The organism is Emticicia sp. C21, assembly GCF_003418935.1.
Taxonomy (GTDB): Bacteria; Bacteroidota; Bacteroidia; order Cytophagales; family Spirosomataceae; genus Emticicia.
In genome coordinates this window covers 220656-244039 of record NZ_QVMT01000004.1, presented here as the reverse complement: position 1 = coordinate 244039, position 23384 = coordinate 220656, and the positions used below count along the sequence as shown (strand labels likewise).

Below are 23384 nucleotides of genomic sequence, written 5' to 3'. Positions count from 1 at the left end.
ATTTTTAACGACAGATTATGAAGTTTAAGAAACACGTATTTATTTGTACAAACGATAAAGAAGCGCCAAAGAAATCTTGTGGTAGCGTACACGGTATGGAATTGGTAGAGGCGTTCAAAGCATCTATTAAAGAACGCGGATTACAATTTGACATCAGAGCACAGAAATCAGGCTGTTTGGATACTTGTGCGTTTGGCCCATCGGTAGTGGTATACCCTGAGGGAGTCTGGTATGGCAAAGTGCAGGTATCAGATGTTGAAGAAATTGTAGAAAGCCACTTAGTGAATGACCAACCTGTTGATAGATTAAAACTTGAATTCCCGGCTAGAGCCTAATAGAGGGAGAATTTTCAGTATGTATAAGCACCTCTTTTTTGACCTTGACCATACGCTTTGGGATTTTGAGAAAAACGCCAGAGAATCTTTGGCAGATTTGTATCAGGCTTTCAGCCTTCACACATCAAATATATCTGAATTGAGTGCATTTCAGCAAGAATTTTCAGTTGTCAACAAACGTTACTGGTCTTTGCTTGAGAGAAATGAGATTACACATGAAGAATTGCGCCGCCGACGATTCAGAGATACGCTTGTTAATTTAGGAGTAGATGCCGATGAAACCTTCGGGTTGCAATTAAATGAAGCCTTTTTGGAGTTACTTCCGCAAAAATCACATCTGATAGAGGGTGCCATTGAGATCTTAGATTTTTTTGCGCCTAATTATGAGTTGCATATTCTCAGCAATGGTTGGCAACACGTGCAGGCAAGAAAAATAAGTAGCTCTAATATAGCACATTACTTCAAAGAAGTGATTACCATCGAGAGGGCAGAGGCACGCAAGCCAGATAAAAAGATTTTTGATTATGCCATTCAGGTTACCAATGCAAAACTTTCTGAAAGTATTATGATTGGTGATAATTTTGAGGCAGATATTCTGGGAGCTATCAATGCACAGATGGATTCGGTTTTTTACAATCCTGATAATTTTGAAGCTACTCAGAAACCTACTTTTGAGATTAAGAAACTAATTGAATTGAAAGAAATTCTATGATAAAGCAAAAAAGCCTGATGTGAGTCAGGCATTTTTTGTTAAGCTATATTATATCTCATTTAGTTACGGAAATACCTCGGATAACGGGTAAAGCGTAAACCTACTGTAAAATCAACTCTACTCAAATCTATCGGATTCGCCAGACTCACGACACCTTTGCCATCACTAAAATTCATTGATTTGATTTTACCATAATTATAGCCTGCTTCCAGACTTAAAATAATGTCTCTACCTGTAATATCATTTCCCAGCAGGAAATCTATTCCCAGCGTAGCAGCACCGCCAAAATCCCAACCTTTGTAAGGAATTGTGACGCCATTATATGTACCTTTATCGTTGTAAAAATAGGCACCGGGTGCTAGGCCTAGAATAACCATAGTCTTGAAGTCAATATTTTTACGGAAATACAACACAGGTCCAACAAATTTGGTTGAACGCTTATTGGCAATACTGCCTGTATCTGCTTTCAACTGGCCATCTTCTATGTACTTGAATATCATATTATCGGCGCTGTTTTTACTCTGAAAATTATTGAACATAATACCAAAACCAAAATTATCTTTTGGAAAGTAGGCAAAGTCGGCACCCCATGTCCAGCCACGTAGTAATTTTTCTTGATATAGTCCAAATTGATCTTCTGTATTGAGTTTCGACAGCATATTTCCAAAACCGCCTCTTACACCAACCCTGAATTTCAGATAATCGTCATATTCACTTTTGGCTTTTTTGGTAGCCATCGGCGTTTCAGTTTTTTCTTCTTTTTTGACTACTTCTTTTTTCTCTTCCTTTTTAGGACTACTTTTTGGTATTGTACTTTCGGTCTTCGCCTGTTCTTTTTCTTTATTCTCTACTGCCTCTTTCTGCGAATTTTGCTTACTTTCTGCAACTTTTTCATCCGGTTTTTTTGTTATAGTACTGTTGGCTTTTTCAGTAGTAGTCTTTTGAGTATCAGTAGTTTTAGGTGAATTAGTATTAGCAGCAGACTCCTTGACAGGGCTTGGTTTCGTTACAACTTTATTCCCTTTAGTTACAAGATCTTCTTCATAAACATTATATTTAAAATCGGTGACTAAGTTCTTAAAAATTTCATTTCTTAATACCTTTCCGTTTGGGGCTACATAAGCGTAAATAAAGCGTGTAGGCGTTTCATCCAGAATCCGGCATCTGATTTTCTCTCCGGCCTGAGTAGTTATCTGGTCTCTTTGTCCGAATGACTTGCCGGTTGAAAAGGCTAAAACTAAGAAAAGTACAATTGTAAATTTGCTTAGAAACGGGATTTTTTTAGACCCTATACCAAACGCTTCTGACTGTACGGAAATAACCTCTTGTACAACCTTATTTTCTGGTTTTAAGAACTCAGGAAACTTTAAGGAAAAGTTGTTAGTCAATCGTAACATTGTGTATTTATACTTTTTGATAGATATGATGAAGTGAGTACAAAAACTATACCGAAAAAGAGCAATGCAATATTATGCATGCATAAGGTATTGATATTCAGGTATTTATTGTAATAAAAGTGAGCAAAATATAACGGTATAATTTTTGGTTTTGTTTCGTATATAACGCTAAACCCGAAATATCATTTGGTTTATTAACAAATTATTAACTAAAATATTTGTATTAAAGACTTGACAGGAATCGGATTTATTTACTATCTTTAAACATTCAAAAAAAATCTTCGAAATTTAAAACCAAAATGTACAATATGATATAAAGCTCTACGTTAACTAAATTGAAATACAAAAATGGGAAAAATCCAAGTTAGCGATAGTGAGCTAGTATCATTGTATATCCGCGGTAATGAAAAGGCTTTTGCCACCCTTGTACAACGTTATAAGTCGAAAGTCTATACCACCATATACCTTGTTGTGAAAGATCAATATGTAGCAGAAGATTTGCTGCAAGATACCTTTATAAAAGCTGTAGAAGTTTTACGTGAAGGTAAATACAACGAAGAAGGTAAGTTTCTTCCTTGGGTACTAAGAATAGCTCACAATTTAGCCATTGACTTTTTTCGTAGAGAGAAACGCTACCCTAGCGTAGTGTTTGAAGACGGAAGCAGCGTGTTTAACACACTTGAGTTTGCTGAAGACTCGATTGAATCAATGCAGATCAAAAGAGAGTCTCACGAGCATTTAAGAGATTTGATTAAACGTCTTCCTGACCAGCAGCGCGAAGTGCTTGTGATGCGTCATTACGACGACATGAGTTTTCAGGAAATAGCAGATGCTACTGGGGTCAGTATCAACACAGCGTTAGGTAGAATGCGTTATGCTCTCATCAACCTTAGAAAAATGATGAGTAAAACCGCATATGCTTATGATACAAACCTTTACCAATACGCAAGATGATGTAATTCGCTATTTGTATAACGAGACATCGAATCAAGAAAACGAACTGATTGAAGGAGCTTTACTTCATGATGGTGAATTACTTGACTTCTACCTTGATTGTGCAGATATCAAATTAGGATTAGACCAGATTCAACTCTCGCCTTCAGATAAGGCTATCGACAAGATTTTAAATTTCTCAAGAAATTACCAGCCCAAAAATTAATTTTTGGGCTTTTTGTTTTCCTGTCATTTCAGTTTAACACCGAAATGACAGGAAGGCAAATTGGTAATTCTTTAAATGATTCATTACCTTTGGTTCTTTAACCAATCAAAGGTAAAATGTCTGTTATTATATCTCCAATTACCGAAAGTCTGCAAAATTTTCTGGGTCAGAAAGACTATTCCAAAATCGTTGTTCTGGCAGATACCAACACCAAAAAATTCTGTTATCCTTTCATCAAAGATTCTTTGCCTAAGCACACGCTTATAACAGTTAAAGACGGCGAAGAGTACAAAAACCTGACTACGTGCGAACAAATCTGGTCGGCTATGACTGCTGATGAACTAGACCGCCATGCCCTGATGATTAATCTGGGAGGTGGAGTAATTGGCGATATGGGCGGTTTTTGTGCAGCCACTTATAAACGAGGAATAGATTTTATTCAGATTCCGACTACACTTCTGGCGCAGGTAGATGCCAGCGTAGGAGGGAAGCTGGGTATTGATTTTCAGGGGTTAAAAAACCATCTGGGAGTTTTTACTTTACCAAAAGCTGTATTGATAGACCCTAATTTTCTGGGAACACTTTCGGGAAGAGAAAAACGCTCGGGTTTTGCAGAGATTATCAAGCATTGCCTGATTCAGGACGGTGCAAAATGGGATGAAATCAGAAGAAAAGATTTAAATCAACAAGACTTCCCTGATTTGATTGCTCACTCGGTTGAAATTAAGAAAAAAGTGGTGGAGCAAGACCCAACAGAGAAGGGTTTGCGCAAGATTCTTAACTTCGGACATACCCTCGGGCACGCCATTGAGACCTATTTTTTAGATAAAGGAAAAAAAAGATTGCTTCATGGCGAAGCAATTGCAACCGGAATGCTCTGTGAGTCGTATATATCTTTTGAAAGAAAACTCATCAATGAGCAAACATTAGCTCAGATTGAGGAGTTTATATTCTCGGTATATGGAAAAGCGTCCATGACAGCCGATGATTTCGAGGCAATTATTAGACATACCCAACAGGACAAAAAGAATAAAGGAAAAGAAATACGTTTTTCGCTAATCAATGGTGCAGGTAGTTGTTTGTACGATATTGCAGTATCAAAAGGAGAAATGAAACGAGCTTTGGAGTATTATGTGAACTAATGGAACAGATTTTTGGCAATACGGCACAAAGGAGCAATTGAAACGTATATTATTTGAGTAAAAACAAGTAAAATCAATCAATAAACTTATCTTGACTTTTTAGAAAACACTTACTATATTTGACTTGACGCCCGCCGTGCAATGAATACGTGAGATTGTTGATAAATGAGTTTGAATAAGCTGTATTTAACCAAAAATAATCTGTATGCCGTATGAAAAAATTGTATTTATTTTCTGCTCTTCTTGCCCTAGGTTTCGCTAGTATTAGTTGTAATCGTCTCAAATTGTTAGTAGATAACGATTATAGTTATGAAACTGACTTTACCAAGTACAAAACTTACAACTTTCTGAATTGTGAAATTGATACTTCGTTTGTTTGTACTGAGATTCAGGATGCCATTCGCCGACAAATGAAAGCCCGTGGATACAAAGTAACTGATAAAGAACCAGGTTTGCTGGTAAGTTATAGTATCATCCGCGACCGTGTGGATTATAAAGGATATTTTCAGCCTGCTTTAGACCGTTGGGTGAATCATTTTGATGAAGACGATACCTATAAAGCACAGAACTTCCACTTTGGTGGCGGAATGATTTTAGTCTCATTATTAGATGCAGAAAGTAGCAGACTCATATGGCGTGGATATGCTTCCGGAGTTTTTAATAAAAATGTGAATAAGCCTATCAATTATTACCGCAGTGTCGTGCGAAATATTTTCGACCAGTATCCGCTTTTTGCGGCAGGAGAGAAACCTCGTAGGATAGACGAATATTAATCGACTTTATCATGAAAAGGTTAATGCTTCTGCTAGGCCTGACGGTCTTATTGGGAAGCTGTGCCAAGGTTTTTGTAGAAAATGATTATCGTTACTCCAATCATCTCGGTAAATATCGCTCATACGCTTTTGTAGATTGTGAACGTGACACAACTATCATTTGTGAAGACGTGCAGCAAGCCATACAATATCAGATGAGAGCACGGGGGTATGAGTTCAATGCTCAAGCTCCTAATGTATTTGTTAACTTTACTATCTATTATGACCAGATAAGATATAAGGGCTACGAACAACCCTCGTTGACTAACTGGTTAGTAACAGAAGATGATAATACTGAATATCGACCTGTCAAATATGATTTAGGCAAAGGAACACTAATGATTTCATTAATAGAAGCTGAAACAAGTGAAGTGGTCTGGAGAGGCTATGCCACAGGCATTTTTAATAAGGCTTCTTCTAAGAAGAATTATTTTAAGAGTATTGTACGAAATATTTTTGACCAGTATCCGCTTTTTGCCGCAGGGCAGAAGTCTCATAGAATCAAAGAAAATTTGTAAAATATTATAAGATGTCTCTTGAAATGAGGAATGTACGCATTCCTCATTTTTTATGTTTTAAGAATCTAGTTAGATATTGTCTTGTTGAAAAAACTAACTTTGCGTCTGGAAGTATAATTTTAAAAAAGCCTCATATGATTACTATTTACGGAATCCCGAATTGCGATATGATAAAAAAGACTATGGATTGGTTTAAAGCCAACAACATAGTCTATCAGTTTCATGACTATAGAAAAGAGGGCATAAGTGCCGAAAAATTGAAAGAATGGATATCACAGGCACCCCTAGATAAAGTATTTAATAAAAACAGCACTACCTATAAGGAATTACCTGAGGAAGTAAAAAACGCGATTGTTGATGAAGAATCAGCTATTAAGGCGATGATGGAGAGCACAAGCATTATTAAGCGACCAATAGTTGATGATAATGGTAAATTAATGGTCGTTGGTTTCAAAGCCGACCAGTTCAAAGTCATATTTACACCTGATGCGCAATAAGCATCCTATATAGCTTTTTTAAGAATTCTCACGGCATCTTCTGTTTCTTGTTGATTCATACTAGCAAATCCCATGCGGCAGGCATTAAGCGTGGGATTTTCTGCTTTATAATTTTGGCCATTAGCCAGATATAAGCCATTTTTTGCTACTTTTTCAGAAAGTGTCAGTAACTGAATATCAGCAGCAAATTTAGCCCAGATAGCCATACCGCCATCAGGCACTTTAAAGTCTATTTTATCGCCCAAGGCCTCTTTCAATAATGAACTGGTAAAATCCCGTCTTTCCCGATACACTTTCATGGCTTTGGTGGCGTAACGTTTCAGGTCTCCGTTTTCCAGCATATCAGCCAGGCAATATTCTAAAATGCTATCGTTCTGTCGATCAATGATACGGCGGAGTTTGGTCATTTCTTCAATAATTGCTTCGTGAGCAACCACATAGCCTACCCTGAAAGCAGGCGCAATCTGTTTACTGAAAGACCCTACATAAATTACCCAACCGTAGCGGTCTGCACTTGCTAAGGGTAAAATAGGTGTATTGGCATAATGATAAGCGTAATCGTAATCGTCTTCAATGATAAAAAACTGATATTTTTCGGCCAAAGCCAGTAATTTAAGCCTTCTTTCCGGCTTTAAAGTAACGGTTGTAGGGTGGTAATGATGTGAGGTTACATAAATGAGCTTTACTTTTTTATGTTGACAAATCTCTTCAATGGCATCCACTTGTAAACCCTCCTCATCCACAGGAATAGTAACTAAATCAGCACGTAATTGCTTAAAAGTAAGATTGGCTGCTCTATAACTCAGCTCACCTACTATGGCCGTATCACCTTTTTGCAGAATAGTTAACCCGGCCAGATAAATACCCATCTGACTGCCTCTGGTGGTTATAAGCTGATTGGTAGCAGCTTGTATACCTCTGGTTTCGTTAAGATACTTGGCAAAAAGCGTACGAAACCTGATATCGCCTTGGGGATTAGTATAACCCAGGCTAAGAGGATCAGCATAACGAATATAGTGTGCATAAAGTCTTGCTAATTCTTCTCGTGGTGCTAGTCTTACGTCAGGTAGACCATCATTAAATGCCAGTTTGTGTTGAATATGTGGCGGTTGGTAAATTACGGAATTATCGTTGATGCGCGTTTTTACCCGAGTATTCCAATCTTCTTTTGAGCTATTTTCAGCTAAAATAGTGGGTTTTATAGTAGGTAGTTTTGTAGCCACAAAGGTTCCCTTTTGCGGGACAGTCTCTACCCAGTTTTGTGAGAGCAATTCATCATACGCAGCTATCACAGTTTTGCGGTGTACTTCAATCAATTCTGCGAGCTCCCTTGTGCCGGGTAAACGTGTATTAGTTGGCAGAATACCACTTTGTATATGCTTAATGATAGCATTAGTAATCTGTATATACAGTGGAATAGAAGATTCTTTATCAAAAACAATGAGGCTCTTAAAAGGAATTTTCATCTGGACTACCTGATAGAGTAAAAATGGATGAGAGTAGTAATCCAGTAAAGATATAGTTTTGCTTCAGTATTAGCTATTTATCTTTTAACATTTTTGCCATATGTATCCGGTTACTCCTAACACCAAAATAAGTCGAAGCGCCAAAAGAGCGGCTTATGATGAAGAGACTATCCATCAGATTTTAGACGAGGGGCTTTTCTGCCATATTGCTTATGTGCAGGATGGTCAGCCTATGATGATACCAACAGGGTATTGCCGTGTTGGTAGTAAGATCTATATACACGGCTCTGTGGGTAGCCATTTTATGAGAAATCTGGCGGATGGGCGAAGGGTATGTCTGACAGTTTCTTTTATTGACGGTTTGGTATTAGCGCGTTCAGCTTTTCACCATTCAGTCAATTATCGCTCAGTAGTGCTTTTTAGTGCTGCCACAGTAGTTACCGATGAACAGGAACGCTGGGATGCTTTGGAAGCCTTCACTAACCAGATTATTCCGGGACGTTGGGAGGAAATCAGACAACCAAACGCCAAAGAAATGAAAGGAACTATGGTGATTTCATTTGAAATAGAAGAAGTTTCGGCAAAGGTAAGAGCAGGGAATGCAAATGATGACGAAGAAGATTATCAATTACCCGTATGGGCAGGCGTATTGCCATTAAAATTGCAACCACAAACACCCATCACCGACCCTAAGATGTTGCATGACACGCCAGTGCCAGCATATGTAACAAATTACAAAGAAACAGCGCAACAAACATTATGATACCTATAAAAGAGCTATTGATTTTTGCCTTGGCAGCTTTCGGCTTGGTTATTACACCCGGCCCTAATATGATTTACCTCATTTCGTGTTCAATCACACAAGGGCGATGGGCAGGCTTTATTTCTTTGGCAGGCGTTGTTGTGGGATTTCTGGTGCATATTTTACTGGTTTCTTTTGGCTTGACGGCCGTTTTATTTACTATACCTTATGCCTATTTAATCCTTAAAAGCCTGGGTGTATGTTATCTGTTGTATTTAGCAGTACAATCAGTTTTACCAAGAGGCAGGGGGATTTTTGAAATAAGAGAAGATTTAAAAGCAGATAAGCCAGGCAAATTATTAAGTATGGGATTTTTAACAAGCGCACTTAATCCTAAAATTGCCGTTTTCTATCTGTCATTTTTTCCACAGTTTATTAAAATCGAAAATGGGTCGGTGCTTACACAAAGCCTTGAACTAGGTTTTACTCAAATGCTGGTAAGCTTTTCAATCAATCTGTTGATAGTGCTTACTGCTGCAAAAGTGGCAGAGTGGTTTGCTAAAAATCCATTCTGGGTAAGAATCCAGAAATGGTTTATGGCAAGTGTTTTATCAGGCTTAGCCATTAAAATGGCTTTGGATAAGGGTAAATAAAAATGGAGGGGTTGGCCTTAGACCAACCCCTCCATTTTTTATATCCCATATTTCTCCACCCTCCGATACAATGCCTGTCTTGTCAGACCCATTTCACGAGCGGCTTCGGTGATATTGCCGTTAAATTTCTTTAAGGTCTTGATAATCAGCATTTTTTCCATTTCTTCCAATTGGAATGTCTGGTCGAATGATGGGGCTGAATCCTGCTGCTTTTCAAAAGCCTGTCCTTCAAAGAAGTCTTCAGGTTGTAGCACATTGCCCTGACATAAAATCACAGCGCGCTCAATGGCATGTTGCAACTCACGCACGTTCCCAGGCCAGTTGTAGCGTTGCAATTGCTTGATCAATGCCGCACTGATTGTACTAACCGGACGATTATATTTCTTGCGATACATCTTCAGAAAATGCTCGGCCAACGTCACAATATCTTCAATACGCTCACGCAATGGTGGTAATTTGACTTCGATGGTATTGATACGATACAATAAATCCTGACGGAAAGTACGTTGCGCTACACGGGCATGAATTGGCTCGTTAGTAGCACAAATCAGACGAACATCAATATTCTTAGGTTTGCTTGATCCTACCTTGGTTACACTTCTATTCTGTAATACTGTCAACAATTTCGCTTGCAACGGCAATGGGATATTTCCTATTTCATCCAGGAAGATAGTGCCTTCATTAGCCTCTTCAAAACGACCGACACGGTCTTCCCTGGCATCGGTGAAGGCGCCTTTAACGTGTCCGAAAAGTTCACTTTCAAATAAGGTTTCAGAGATAGAACCCAAATCTGCATGTACAAATGGTTTCTCTGAGCGGTCAGATTTCTCGTGGATAGCTCTGGCTATCAGGTCTTTTCCGGTTCCGTTTTCTCCTAATATCAGAATATTGGCATCGGTAGCAGCTACTCTATCGATAGTCTCAAAGATTTTTTGCATGGCAGGGCTTTTGCCGATAATCTCGACTTTACTCTCTGTTTTGCGTTTTACCGTTGGTGTTTTGCCAGTTCGTAATTCCCTTATTTCTAAGGCCGACTGCATGGTAGCCAACAGTTTTTCGTTCTCCCAAGGCTTCAATACAAAGTCTGATGCACCTACTTTAATGGCACGCACGGCCATTTCTACATCGCCATAGGCTGTAAACAATACAACAGAAGCCTGTGGGTCTATATCTAGTATACGATCAAGCCATTCGAAGCCTTCCTTACCGGTATTTACATCACGCGTGAAATTCATATCAAGTAATATGACATCATAATTTCCGTTAGAAACCAGAAAAGGAATCCGCTCAGGATTTTTTTCAATATCGACTTGTCCAAAATGTCTTTTTAAAAATAATTTAGCTGCACTTAATACATCTACATCATCATCTATGATTAAAAGCTTTGACATAATTCAGGTTCAGATTAGTAAAATTGTGTTTTAAGGCGTTTTTTTCGCATTTTACGATAAAAAATCTTCCTTTCAAAAAGCAAATATCCGAAAGCGAAGATAACTATTTGATAATAAATTGATTAATTTTTTTTATATAAAATAGCTATCTTTAGGTATTCGTCCGTGAGCGTACAAGCATTGTCCGAAATCGGACAATTTTAAAGTGTATTTATTTCTTAAACTACTGATAATCAGTCATTTAAAATAATTGGCACACATTGTGAATTATGAATGATTAGATTTAAATCTTATTTTTAGACTTAATTAACAATCAGTAACAGACAACAATTTGCCTAAACACGAATTGTATAGCAATTAAAAAATTACAATGGACAAGCAGATAAAAAAGAAATTCTGGAGTAGACAGCGAATCTTATTAACCCTTGGTGGCGTATTATTTGCCTCATTTGCAGCTTATAGCTTGCTTTTTGCAGACAGACGCTCAACACTGAATGCGGAAAAAGATAAAATGACTATTTCACAGGTAACTAATGGTACATTCGATGAGTTTATCGTGGTTACGGGAGTGGTATTGCCTTTGAGAATTATTCGCTTGGATGCCATCGTAGGAGGATACGTAAAGGAGAAAGTAGTAGATGGCGGTAATATAGTGAAACAAGGTCAGGTAATATTAAAATTAGAGAATCAGAATTTAAAGCTTAATTTCTTACAGTCAGAAACAGAAGCAAGCCGATTGGTGAACGACTTACAGAATACACGCCAACGCTTGAAAGTAGAGAAATTTACGATTCGTAAGAATATGTCAGACTTAGATTTTTTGACAGATCAGGCTAAAGATTTATACGAGAGAAACAAGAAATTGTATAACGACAAGGTAATTCCCGAGGCTGACTATCTGAAAGCGAAACGTGATTACGAAAAGTTGGTAAGCCAGAAAGAAATTGATGTAGAGTCACAAAGATACCAGGAAGAAAATGCTGCCATGCAGATTAAACAACTGGAAGGTACTTTGGAACGCACACAGAAAAACGTACAATTATGGCGTGAAACACTTGAAAACCTTGTGGTAAAAGCACCTGTTGCAGGTTTATTATCATCAATCGATGTAGAGGTAGGTTCTAATATAAGCCAGGGACAAAACATTGGTCAAATTGACGACTTGAATGGTTTCAAACTACGTGTTGATATTGATGAGCACTACAACGGAAGAATTTTCGCAGGCTTGAGTGGTACTTTTGAATTTGGCGGAAAAGACTATCCACTGGAAATTACCAAAATTTATCCTGAAATTCGTAACGGTCGTTTCCAGGTGGATATGATTTTCTCAAAAACTGTACCTGAGGGTATTAAAAGAGGGCAATCTTCTCCTATTCGTTTAGAATTGGGTAAAGCTACGAAAGCCGTACTTTTACCAGTAGGTGGATTCTTCTCTGATACAGGTGGAAACTGGGTGTATGTATTAGATAAATCAGGTGGCAAAGCAGTAAAACGCAAAATCACCTTAGGTCGCAAAAATCCTGAATACTTTGAAGTATTAGAAGGACTTGAAGTAGGTGATAAAGTAATCACTTCTTCTTATGAAAACTTTGGGGATAATGAAGTTCTTGATCTAAAATAATCTGTATAAACTTATAAACAAATACCCTTGATATTCAAGAAATAAAAAACAAAAATTATGATAAAAGTATCTAATCTTCAAAAAGTGTTCACTACCGAAGAGGTAGAAACTACCGCCCTGAATGGTATTGACATGAATATCAAAGATGGTGAATTCGTTGCCATCATGGGTCCATCAGGATGTGGTAAATCAACCCTGCTCAATATCATGGGCTTGTTAGATAACCCATCTGAAGGAAGCTATGATTTCTATGGCGTTGAAGTAGCCAAATTGACTGAGAGAGAACGCGCTTCACACCGCAAGGGGAATATTGGTTTCATTTTCCAGAGCTTTAATCTGATTGACGAATTAACAGTTTTCGAAAACGTAGAACTTCCTCTTTTATACTTAAAAACACCTGCTACCGAACGTAAGAAAAAGGTAGAAGAAGTATTAGAGAGAATGAATATCATGCACCGTCGCAATCACTTTCCGCAACAATTATCGGGTGGTCAGCAACAACGTGTAGCTATTGCACGTGCGGTGGTAGCTAAACCAAAATTAATTCTTGCCGATGAGCCTACTGGTAACTTAGACTCTACCAACGGCGAAGAAGTAATGAAATTGCTTCAGGAGCTGAACAATGAAGGCACTACTATTATCATGGTTACCCACTCACCTTATGATGCAGGATTCTCTCACAGAATTATCAACCTCTTCGATGGTAAGGTAGTAACAGAGAATTTCCACGTATAGTGTAAAGATATTTCCTGACTACCTGTCGGGAATAAGACGAGTTAATAAACGTTAAAATGCTGTAAAATGGGCTTATTATGATACAAATCATAGTAAGCTTCATTTGCTATTGCCATTCCACAGCCTGTCCTCCCCACATTTAATTTTGAAAAAACTATGTTAAAAAATTATTTCAAAATCGCCCTTCGTAATCTCTGGAAGAATAAAGCATATACCTCTATCAATATCGTAGGGCTGTCAATCGCTTTCGGTTGCGCTATTTTGCTATTTCTGACAGCTTATTTTGAGTTTACCTACGATGATTTTCAGGCTAATAAAGACCGAATTTTCAGAACTTACTTCAAGATCAATCAACCTGAAAAAATAGAGTATCAGTCTAATTTGTCTACACCTTTAACGCCAGCCTTGAAAAGTGATTTCAATGCTGAGATTAAGTATGCTACGCGTATTGTAAGCAGTGGTGTGCAGATTGTGCAAGGCGAGAAAACGATTGATGAAGACATTCGCTATGTTGATGCTGATTTTCTGAAAATGTTTTCTTTCAAAATGCTGAAAGGAAATCCCGACATAGCCCTGAATGATTTGCGCAGTGTGGTTTTGAATGAAGAAGTAGCTGAAAAGATATTCGATAAGGCTGACCCTGTCGGCAAAACTGTGCAATTGAATTTTGGTGGCAGAATTGAAAGTTTTGTCGTAACAGGAGTGATGGAAAAAGCGCCAAAAAACTCATCAATTGAGAATGATATGTTGATGCGTTTTGAGAATAATCCTGAATATAAAGACTCAAAAGAAAAATGGGACTCAAATTATCATGATGTATATGTGCAACTGGCTGATAAAGTTGATTACCTGAGTTTTGAAAGACGCCTGAAATCCTTTACTGAAAAATATTATAAAGGCAGTATTGAGCAACTAAAAAAAGACGGCGCAAAACCTGATGAAAGAGGAGAAGTACGCAGCCTACGTTTATTGCCAATGCCTGAAATGCACTTTAATAAACAAGCAGGTGGAAGCCGTTCAATTGACATTGCTTATCCTTACATATTATTAGTTATCAGTGGTTTAGTGTTACTAATTGCTTGTATCAACTTCATTAATCTTTCTATTGCCCGCTCAATGACCCGTGCCAAAGAAGTAGGCATGAGAAAAGCGTTGGGCGCACTGAAAGCCCAGATTGTAGGGCAATTCTGGGGAGAAGCCTTTATTATCTGTATTCTGGCATTTGGCATCGGGTGCGTATTGGCTACTACCCTGATGCCACAATATAACACCTTATTCAGAAGTAACCTTACTTTCGAAAATCTCCTTAGCCCTATGGTGGGTATTCTATTACTTTCCAGCTTTTTGATTATCACTTTAATTGCTGGAGGATACCCGGCTTTAGCTGTAGCTAAATTCAACACAGTAGAAGTTTTAAAAGGAAAAATAAAAGTAAGCTCCCGTTCAGGAGGTATTAGAAGTGCCCTGATTGTAGCCCAATTCAGCATTGCTATTTTATTGATTAGCTGTACGCTTATTATCTGGAAACAGATAGACTATTTACGCAACCAACCGCTAGGCTTCAATCAAACACAGGTAATCAGTATTCCTGTGGGTAATGAAGTACAAGGGGGAAAGGTATTGGAATTTATGCGTAATAAGCTGGCGAATGAATCTCAGATTGTAAGCATTACCGGAGCAGATATAAATATTGGCAGAGGCAAGGATGGCTCAGGTTATAAATCAGTTTATAGCTTTGAAATGGAAGGTAAAACTTACCGTACCAACGGTTTAAGTATCGATTACGATTATGTAAAAACATTGGGCTTGACCTTAGTAGCAGGTAGAGAATTTTCTCGTGAGTTCCCATCAGATAAAGACAGAGCGTGTATCGTGAACGAAACAATGGTTAAACAATTAGGATATAAAGATCCTATAGGTAAAAAAATAGGTTTGGGTGATAGCCTGGGCAAAACCATTGTAGGGGTAGTAAAAGATTATCATTTTGAGTCGTTGAAAAATAAAATTGAAGCGATAACTTTCCTTTATCAGGGCGATTTCGGTGTCAATTATATTTTCGTAAAACTTACGCCTGAAACACCAAAAACAACTATCGACCTGATTGGCAAAGTCTACAAAGAAATTGCCCCAAAATCAGAATATATGCCTTCTTTCCTGGACGAAAATACTGATAATCAATATAAGAAAGAAGAGAGAATGTCGCAGATTGTGATGAGTGCGGCCACTTTAACTATTATCCTTTCTTGTATGGGCTTGTTTGCCATTGCTTTGATGATGATGGCGCAACGCACCAAAGAAATAGGTATCCGTAAAGTTTTAGGAGCAAGTGTACCAAATCTGGTAGCCTTGCTTTCAAAGGAGTTTGTAGTATTAGTCCTGATTGCCATTCTGATTGCTACGCCATTGGCGTACTACCTGATGAATAAATGGATTCAGGACTTTGCGTATCGTACCGAAATCACCTGGTGGGTTTTCGGGTTAGCGGGTGTGGTGGCGCTATTGATAGCCCTGTTTACTGTAAGCTATCAGTCTATCAGAGCAGCATTAATGAATCCGGTTAGGTCATTGAAATCAGAATAATTGGAGAAAGGAAAAAGGAGAACGGAGCAAGGAAGAAATTAATAAATTTCATTCTCCATTTTCCTTTCTCCTTGTTCCTTTAACCAAAAAAATTATGATCAAAAATTATTTAAAAATCGCCTTTCGTAAGCTTTGGAAAAACAAGGTTCATACCGCTATTAATATGGTGGGTCTGGCTGTGGCTTTTGGTAGCAGTATTTTATTGTACCTCACGGCCTCTTACGAATTTTCTTATGACACCTTCCATAAAGACGCTGACCGTGTGTATTGTCTGTATTTTAATACTGCCGATAAAGGCGGAAAGCAGGAGTACAGTGCTGCCATGGCCTATCCACTTACACCAGTTTTAAAGACTGAATACCCGGAAGTGGAAGCAGTTACCAGTTATAGTTGGGGAGCCGGAGAGCTAACGTATCAGGAAAAGAAATTTGAAAAAACTATACAAACAGTTGATGCTGACTTTCTGAAAGTATTTTCTTTCCCACTTTTAAAAGGAAATATGAATACTGCTTTAGCAGACAAAAACAATATCGTCATCAGCAGGACTACGGCAGAAAATATATTTGGTAAAGAAGAACCTATTGGCAAGCAGGTATTAGTAACCTTATCAAATGAGAAAGTACCATTTATTGTTACAGCCGTGATAGATGATGCTCCGAAAAATTCTACCGTGAGATATGATGCCTTGATACGGACTGAAAAAAATCCTGGTTACGAACCAATCAAAGACAGATGGACAAGTCAGAACCATCAGGTATATGTGAAGTTGGCTGCTAATACCACCCAGGCTTCTGCCGAAAAACGTTTTGAGTCTTTGGTGAATAAATATATGAAGACCTCAGAAGAAGATGCAAAGAAAGCAGGGCGTTTAAAAAATGCAAGAGGACAATATCTGAGCTTGCTAATGATGCCCCTGAAAGAGGTTCATTTCGATGAAATCACAGGTTGGGGGAGTGGCGTAAGCAAGAATTATATTTATACATTATTAACTATTGCCTTACTGATTGTCCTGATTGCTTCTATCAATTTTATTAACCTGACTATCGCTAAATCATTTACACAAGCTAAAGAAGTTGGTGTACGTAAATCTTTAGGTGCCAACAAAGGTCAGCTATTCCTGCAAGGTTGGGGTGAGGCATTGCTCGTTTGTGTGGTTGCTTTAATCGCAGGCTTAGGCATGGCTTATGCTTTCTTGCCACAATTCAATAAATTATTTGACTCCAGTCTTTCGATAGATAATTTCTTAATTCCTGATAATTTAATCATAAGCCTTATAAGCTTTATCTTAATTACCCTTATTGCCGGGGGGTATCCGGCATTTGTTTCTTCCCGTTTTAATATTGTACAGGTATTAAAAGGAAAACTGACCAGGAAAAAGCCCGGCGTATTGCGCAACTCCTTAATTATTGTTCAGTTTTCTATTTCTTGTATACTTATTAGTTGTACACTGGTAATTTTTACTCAATTAAAATACCTGAGAAACAAGCCACTCGGATATAGTAAAGAACAGGTTATCAGTGTGCCTATCGGTAATGCCTTAAATAACCAGACGGCTGTGCAGCAATTCCGTAATGAGTTATCAAAATACCCGGGCATTGAGTCAGTATCAGGTTCTCAAATCAATTTTGGTAATGGCCTGGATGGAAGTTCTTCAAGAAGCACCTACGGCTTTGATTATTATCCGAATGCAAGCGATACTAAAAACTCAAAAAGTATCCTGACTGACTGGGTACGTGTAGATTATGATTTCATAAAAACGATGGGTATCAAAACCATTGAAGGCAGAGACTTCAGCCCGTCATATGGAACAGATTCAACAGCATTGATAGTAACCGAAAGTATGTTGAAACAAATGGGTGAAAAACAGGGGGTAGATAAGTTTCTGATGCCTGATTCATCAGTTGGTAAACAAAAAATTATTGGTGTGATCGCTGATTTTAATTTATACTCTTTACGTCGCGAAAACCGGACTATTACTTTAGAAATGGCCCCTAAAGGAAGAGTCAACTATATATTGATAAGAACCGGCAATCAGAATCTGGCAGAATCGATGGATCTGGTGAAGAATACCTGGAAGAAATTAGTCCCTAACCAGGAATTTAAAGGCTCATTCATTAATGAGAATGTTGACCGTTGGTTTAATAAAGAAGAACGTCTTTCACAGATTTTTAGCCTTGCCGCAGGTATAGCTATAATGCTCTCTTGTATGGGACTCTTCGCCGTTGCCTTAATGATTATCGAACAGCGTACCAAAGAGATAGGTGTGCGTAAAGTATTAGGTGCAAGTATTGGCAGTATCGTCAATCTTATCTCTGTTGATTTCCTAAAAATGGTCGGCATTGCCTTTGTAATAGCAACTCCGGTGGCCTACTACGCCATGCAGAAATGGCTACAGGACTTTGCTAATCGTACTGACCTAAACTGGTGGATTTTTGCTTTAGCAGGGATTCTTTTAGTAGTTATCGCATTACTTACAGTCAGCTATCAATCCATCAGAGCCGCATTAATGAATCCGGTGAAATCATTGAAAACAGAGTAACGGCCGCCCCAGGCCCCTAAAGGGGAGTTGCTTACGCACGAGTGGAAAATTCCTCTTTAGGGGTGACCGTCGCACGGTTGGGGTTAATTATTATCTAACTAAATTTTAAATTCCCCTTTAGGGGTTAGGGGCATTATGATTCGTAACTATCTAAAAATCGCCTTTCGTAGTCTGCTTCGTAATAAGAGCTACGCTTTTATCAATGCTATTGGTCTGGCGGTGGGCATAGCCGCCTGTCTGCTTCTCTTTTTGATTGTGCAATTTGAGTTGAGTTTCGATAATTTCCACGCCAAAAAAGACAGGATTTATCAGGTAGTTACTGAATTTAATTATGGGGGTATTAGCTATGGCAGAGGTGCGCCTATGCCGGTGCCATTGGCACTAAGAACTGATTACCCGCAATTAGAAAAAGTGGCAGGTATAGCCGCAACGGGGGCCCAGATAAATATCTATGATCCTAAAACCAAAAGTATCGAGAAAAAATTTAAAGATGAGGGAGGCATGTTTTATGCAGAACCTGAATTCTTTGAAATTTTTGACTTCCCGCTACTTTCAGGGAATCCAAAAATGGTGCTTTCTGAACCCTATACAGTTATCCTTACACAGGAAATAGCAGAGAAATTTTTTGGAGACTGGAGAACTGCTATTGGAAAAACAATTACTAGAGACAATGAGAAAAAGCCTTATCGTATTACAGGGATTTTGAAAAACATCCCTAAAAATACCGATTTCCCATTGAAAATCGTGTTTTCGTACAAGAATTTCCTGATTAATAATAAAGAGAATGCGAATGATTGGGAAAGTGTATCAGGTAGTTGGAATTGCTTTATTCAGCTCCCTCAACAAATGACAGAAAAACAGTTTAATGCTCTGATGCCCGCCTTTGATAAAAAGCATAAAACACCGGAGCAACAAAGTAGGGTTCGTAACTTTATCCGTCCATTAAGCGAATCTCATTACGATAGCCGTTTTGGTAATTTTGCACATCATACCATCAGTCCTGAAATGATTCTGGTATTAGAGATTATCGGGGCATTCTTGCTATTGGTGGCTTGTGTTAATTTCATTAATCTTGCTACGGCACAGGCAGTCAATCGCTCAAAAGAAGTAGGCGTCAGAAAAGCATTAGGTAGTAACAAGGCACAGTTAAGGAGTCAGTTCTTAGGAGAAAGTACTCTAATCACCTTGATATCTGTATTATTAGCAATTGTATTGGCTTTAATAGCTTTACCTTTCTTGAATAAACTGCTTAATTTCCATTTGAGCCTTTCGTTTACTGATAATCCGGTCCTACTCTTATTTTTGGCAGCGGTGTCTATAGTTGTTATTTTCCTGTCAGGTTTTTATCCGGCATTAGTCGTTTCAGGATTTAATCCGATTCTCGCCTTAAAGAGTAAAGTTACAGCTAAGTCGATTGGTGGTATATCTCTTCGACGGGGCTTGGTGGTATCTCAGTTTGTGATTGCCCAGTTTCTGATTATTGCTACGTTAGTAGTAGTTAATCAGATGAATTATTTTCAGAGTGCTTCAATGGGTTTTAATAAAGAAGCAATTATCAGAGTACCGATTCCGAACGATAGTCTTGGTCAGAGTAAATATGAAACACTAAAAACACAGTTATTACAGGAAACAGGCATTAAGAATGTAAGCATAGCTTTCAGACTACCGGCAGATGATAACGAATGGAATAGTGATTTTCAGTATGACCGCCGTCCAAAAACTACTGACTTTTCTGCCTTTTTAAACTGGGCAGATGCTGATTACTTTAAAACTTTTGATTTAAAACTGATTGCAGGTAAAACCTACTCGCCAAGTGATACAGTACAGGGCTATGTGGTGAACGAGGCAATGGTGAAAAAATTAGGTGCTAAAAGTCCTGAAGAGGTTTTAGGCAAGGAGATCAATTTCTGGGGCGGAAAAATGAAAGCACCCATTGTAGGTGTTATCAAAGATTATCACGCTACCTCATTACATGGGGCAATTCCACCTGTAGTAATTGCCAGCAATAAAAACTTCTTTGGCTTAATGGGTGTGAAATTACAAGCACAGAATCTTCAGAGCGGCATAGCATCGGTTGAAAAAATCTGGACTAAACATTTCCCTGATTATATCTACGAATATGAGTTTCTAGATAAAAGTATTGCCAACTTCTATCAACAGGAAAGACAACTATCTATCCTCTATGAAATCTTCGCAGGTATCGCCATCTTTATTTCATGCTTAGGCTTATATGGCCTGGTATCATTTATGGCAGTCCAACGTACCAAAGAAGTTGGTATCCGTAAGGCTTTGGGTGCTTCTGTCGCTCATATTGTGTATTTATTTTCAAAAGAATTTACTCTATTGATTGGCATTGCATTCCTGATTGCTGCTCCGGTAGGTTATTATTTCATGCATAACTGGCTGAAAGAATTTGAGTTTAAAATAGATTTAGGCCCGGGAATATTCATATTAGCCATAGCCAGTTCAATCATTATAGCCTGGATTACGGTTAGTTATCAGGCTATCAGAGCGGCGTTGGTAAATCCGATAAAATCATTAAGGTCGGAGTAAAAGCGCTCCGCGCAGCGTCCGCCCGACCCCTAAAGGGGAGTTGCTTACGCACGAGTACTAAAATTCCCCTTTAGGGGCGACCGTCGCGCGGTTAGGGGTAATTATTATCTAACTTTTTAAACGTCCCCTTTTGGGGGCTAGGGGTGTATTATGATACGCAATTATTTAAAAATCGCATTTAGAAATCTTGTTAAGAACAAGGTTTACTCATTCATCAATATTATGGGTCTTGCCGTGGGTATGGGTGTTGCCATGCTGATAGGGCTCTGGATTAATGATGAATTGAATTTTAATAAATCGTTTGATAATTATAATAAGCTGGGACAAGCCTATATGCACCAGACTTTTAATGGGCATATCGGTGCACAAACGGCAGTCCCTCATCCTTTAGCAAAAGAATTACGTGAAAAATACCCATCCTTTAAGGATGTCGTGATGGCCTCATGGAACAACGACCATATTTTAGGTTATAAAGATGCAAAATTCACCAAAAGCGGGATGCATGTAGAACCTGCGTTTACCCGCATGTTTTCACTGAAAATGTTGAAAGGGGAGCAAAACGGCTTGCAGGAAGTTAATTCAGTAATGCTAAATGAAACTTTAGCCAAATCACTTTTTGGTAATGAAGACCCTATCGGCAAAATCATAAGATTTGATGCTAAAGCTAATATGAAAGTAACGGGTGTTTTTGAGGATTTTCCGCATAATTCTGAAATGGCAACAGTGCACTTACTTACTCCATGGGCGTATTATTTAACAGACGAAGCATGGGTGAAAAGAGCAGCAGACCAATGGGATAATAACTCTTTTCAATGTTATGTTCAACTAAACGAGAAAACAGAGTTCGAACCGCTTTCTGCAAAATTGAAAGACCTTGTTCTAAACAAGAGAAATCAGGAAGGTAAAGTATCTAAACCGGTCTTGTTCATACATCCTATGAGCAAATGGCATTTATATTCTGACTTTAAAGAGGGTGTAAATATAGGTGGCCGTATTCAGTTTGTATGGTTATTTGGCGCTATTGGTATTTTTGTGTTGTTGTTGGCTTGTATCAATTTCATGAATCTGAGCACGGCTCGTTCAGAAAAACGGGCCAAGGAAGTGGGTATCCGCAAAGCTATCGGGTCAGTTCGAACGCAATTGATTAATCAGTTCCTGAGTGAATCGATGTTGGTAGTATTTGTAGCCTTTTTAATTGCCTTAAGCTTGGTAACAGTTACACTACCCTGGTTTAATGACCTGGCAAGCAAAAAAATGACAATGCTCTGGACAAATCCATTGTTCTGGATTATCAGTTTGGTTTTTGTGGCTGTTACAGGTTTGCTATCAGGTAGTTACCCTGCCCTTTATCTTTCTTCATTTGAGCCTGTTAAGGTATTGAAAGGTACTTTCAGGGTTGGACGCTTTGCATCCATTCCTCGCAAAGTGTTGGTTGTTGTCCAGTTTACTGTATCAGTAACACTTATTATCGGAACAATTATCGTTTATCGCCAGATTCAATATGCCAAAGACAGACCGATTGGTTATGACCGCAATAGCTTAATCTATATTGATATGACTACCCCTGATTTATATGGCAAATATGATGTGATACGCAATGATTTGCTGAATACAGGAATGGTAGAAAATATGGCAGAATCATCAAGCCCCGTTACAGGTATCTGGTCAAGCAATATTGGGTTTTCATGGCAAGGGATGGATCCTAATGCTCAGCCATTATTTGGTACAATTGCTTGTACACACGATTTCGGTAAAACAGTAGGATTCCAATTTATAGAGGGGCGGGATTTTTCGAGGGATTTTAAAACAGATACATCGGCTATGATTCTTAACGAATCGGCTGCTAAGATGGTGGCTTCTAAAGATGTTGTAGGTAAATTTATCACCTGGAATAATAGAAAGTATCATGTAGTAGGTATTATAAAAGACATGATCATGCAATCGCCTTATGAGCCTATTATGCCCTCTGTGTTTATTATGGATTATGGCTGGGCCAATGTTATCTCGGTTAAGTTGAAGCCTTCAGTAAGTGCGAGTGCAGCATTAAGCAAGGTAGAAGCGGTATTTAAGAAACACAATCCAGGCAGCCCATTCGACTATAAATTTGTTGATCAGGAATTCGGGCAAAAATTTGCAACTGAAGAACGTGTAGGTAAACTTGCCTCTTTCTTTGCTGTTCTGGCTATTTTTATCTCATGTCTAGGCTTGTTTGGTCTGGCTTCTTTTGTGGCCGAGCAACGCACCAAAGAAATTGGCATCCGCAAGGTATTGGGTGCATCAGTCGCTAATTTGTGGACATTATTATCAAGAGATTTTGTGCTTTTGGTAATTATTTCCTGCCTGATAGCTATACCTATTGCCTACTATTTCTTAAATGACTGGTTGCAGAAATACGAGTACCGTACAGGTATATCCTGGTGGATTTTTGCGGCATCAGGCGGTGGGGCATTGGCTATTACCTTGCTAACTGTAAGTTTCCAGGCTATTAAAGCAGCATTGATGAATCCGATTAAATCGTTGAAATCAGAATAG

The 23384-nt window shown here is 38.4% G+C and carries 19 protein-coding genes; 16 read left to right on the top strand and 3 right to left on the bottom strand.

What is annotated here, in order from left to right; translation table 11 throughout:
* Positions 1-17: 17 nt before the first annotated feature.
* Together D0T08_RS11550 and D0T08_RS11545 are read left to right on the top strand one after the other, a co-directional pair.
* Complete coding sequence (locus D0T08_RS11550; protein ID WP_116982789.1) at positions 18-335, top strand: ferredoxin; 318 nt, start codon at positions 18-20, stop codon at positions 333-335.
* Positions 313-1047, top strand: coding sequence for a YjjG family noncanonical pyrimidine nucleotidase (locus tag D0T08_RS11545; protein ID WP_229238948.1), 735 nt, complete (start codon positions 313-315; stop codon positions 1045-1047). The genes D0T08_RS11550 and D0T08_RS11545 overlap by 23 nt, the downstream gene beginning before the upstream one ends.
* Positions 1048-1106: 59 nt before the next feature.
* Here the strand turns inward: D0T08_RS11545 and D0T08_RS11540 are convergent, their stop codons facing one another.
* Positions 1107-2444 carry an autotransporter outer membrane beta-barrel domain-containing protein gene (locus tag D0T08_RS11540; protein WP_116982787.1) on the bottom strand — a complete coding sequence of 446 codons (1338 nt, stop codon included), beginning with the start codon at positions 2442-2444 and terminating at the stop codon, positions 1107-1109.
* Between the two features lie 348 nt (positions 2445-2792).
* On the opposite strand from D0T08_RS11540, the gene D0T08_RS11535 reads away from it, so the two are divergent.
* The 6 genes from D0T08_RS11535 (at position 2793) to D0T08_RS11510 (ending at position 6572) form a co-directional block, all read left to right on the top strand.
* Positions 2793-3398, top strand: coding sequence for an RNA polymerase sigma factor (locus D0T08_RS11535; protein ID WP_116982786.1), 606 nt, complete (start codon positions 2793-2795; stop codon positions 3396-3398).
* On the top strand, positions 3367-3603 hold the full coding sequence (locus D0T08_RS11530; protein ID WP_229238947.1) for a hypothetical protein: 237 nt from the start codon (positions 3367-3369) through the stop codon (positions 3601-3603). Before D0T08_RS11535 ends, D0T08_RS11530 begins: the two co-directional genes overlap by 32 nt.
* 116 nt (positions 3604-3719) lie before the next feature.
* A complete protein-coding gene (gene aroB / locus D0T08_RS11525) occupies positions 3720-4745 on the top strand; it encodes a 3-dehydroquinate synthase (RefSeq protein ID WP_116982784.1) in 1026 nt (341 codons plus the stop codon).
* A gap of 212 nt (positions 4746-4957) precedes the next feature.
* The gene (locus D0T08_RS11520; protein WP_116982783.1) at positions 4958-5518 is read left to right on the top strand and encodes a DUF4136 domain-containing protein; all 561 of its coding nucleotides are present in this window, start codon (positions 4958-4960) and stop codon (positions 5516-5518) included.
* Between the two features lie 11 nt (positions 5519-5529).
* Positions 5530-6075, top strand: a complete 546-nt coding sequence (locus D0T08_RS11515) for a DUF4136 domain-containing protein (RefSeq protein ID WP_116982782.1) — start codon at positions 5530-5532, stop codon at positions 6073-6075.
* 134 nt (positions 6076-6209) lie between these two features.
* Complete coding sequence (locus tag D0T08_RS11510) at positions 6210-6572, top strand: Spx/MgsR family RNA polymerase-binding regulatory protein (RefSeq protein WP_116983026.1); 363 nt, start codon at positions 6210-6212, stop codon at positions 6570-6572.
* 5 nt (positions 6573-6577) lie between these two features.
* Here D0T08_RS11510 and D0T08_RS11505 read toward each other — a convergent pair whose 3' ends face one another.
* A complete protein-coding gene (locus tag D0T08_RS11505) occupies positions 6578-8038 on the bottom strand; it encodes a PLP-dependent aminotransferase family protein (protein WP_116982781.1) in 1461 nt (486 codons plus the stop codon).
* Positions 8039-8138: 100 nt separating this feature from the next.
* Here D0T08_RS11505 and D0T08_RS11500 point away from each other — a divergent pair, with 100 nt between their 5' ends.
* On the top strand, positions 8139-8801 hold the full coding sequence (locus tag D0T08_RS11500) for a pyridoxamine 5'-phosphate oxidase family protein (RefSeq protein WP_116982780.1): 663 nt from the start codon (positions 8139-8141) through the stop codon (positions 8799-8801).
* Positions 8798-9433, top strand: a complete 636-nt coding sequence (locus tag D0T08_RS11495) for a LysE family translocator (RefSeq protein ID WP_116982779.1) — start codon at positions 8798-8800, stop codon at positions 9431-9433. Before D0T08_RS11500 ends, D0T08_RS11495 begins: the two co-directional genes overlap by 4 nt.
* A gap of 38 nt (positions 9434-9471) precedes the next feature.
* Here D0T08_RS11495 and D0T08_RS11490 read toward each other — a convergent pair whose 3' ends face one another.
* Positions 9472-10824 carry a sigma-54 dependent transcriptional regulator gene (locus tag D0T08_RS11490; protein WP_116982778.1) on the bottom strand — a complete coding sequence of 451 codons (1353 nt, stop codon included), beginning with the start codon at positions 10822-10824 and terminating at the stop codon, positions 9472-9474.
* Positions 10825-11194: 370 nt separating this feature from the next.
* Here D0T08_RS11490 and D0T08_RS11485 point away from each other — a divergent pair, with 370 nt between their 5' ends.
* From D0T08_RS11485 to D0T08_RS11460, 6 genes are all read left to right on the top strand, one after another.
* Positions 11195-12445, top strand: coding sequence for an efflux RND transporter periplasmic adaptor subunit (locus tag D0T08_RS11485; protein WP_116982777.1), 1251 nt, complete (start codon positions 11195-11197; stop codon positions 12443-12445).
* Positions 12446-12502: 57 nt separating this feature from the next.
* Complete coding sequence (locus D0T08_RS11480; RefSeq protein ID WP_116982776.1) at positions 12503-13180, top strand: ABC transporter ATP-binding protein; 678 nt, start codon at positions 12503-12505, stop codon at positions 13178-13180.
* 156 nt (positions 13181-13336) lie between these two features.
* Positions 13337-15760: an ABC transporter permease gene (locus D0T08_RS11475; protein ID WP_116982775.1), complete on the top strand. Its 2424-nt coding sequence runs from the start codon at positions 13337-13339 to the stop codon at positions 15758-15760.
* 94 nt (positions 15761-15854) lie between these two features.
* The gene (locus D0T08_RS11470) at positions 15855-18299 is read left to right on the top strand and encodes an FtsX-like permease family protein (RefSeq protein ID WP_116982774.1); all 2445 of its coding nucleotides are present in this window, start codon (positions 15855-15857) and stop codon (positions 18297-18299) included.
* Between the two features lie 135 nt (positions 18300-18434).
* Positions 18435-20852 carry an ABC transporter permease gene (locus D0T08_RS11465; RefSeq protein ID WP_116982773.1) on the top strand — a complete coding sequence of 806 codons (2418 nt, stop codon included), beginning with the start codon at positions 18435-18437 and terminating at the stop codon, positions 20850-20852.
* A 150-nt stretch (positions 20853-21002) separates the two neighbouring features.
* Positions 21003-23384: an ABC transporter permease gene (locus tag D0T08_RS11460; RefSeq protein WP_116982772.1), complete on the top strand. Its 2382-nt coding sequence runs from the start codon at positions 21003-21005 to the stop codon at positions 23382-23384.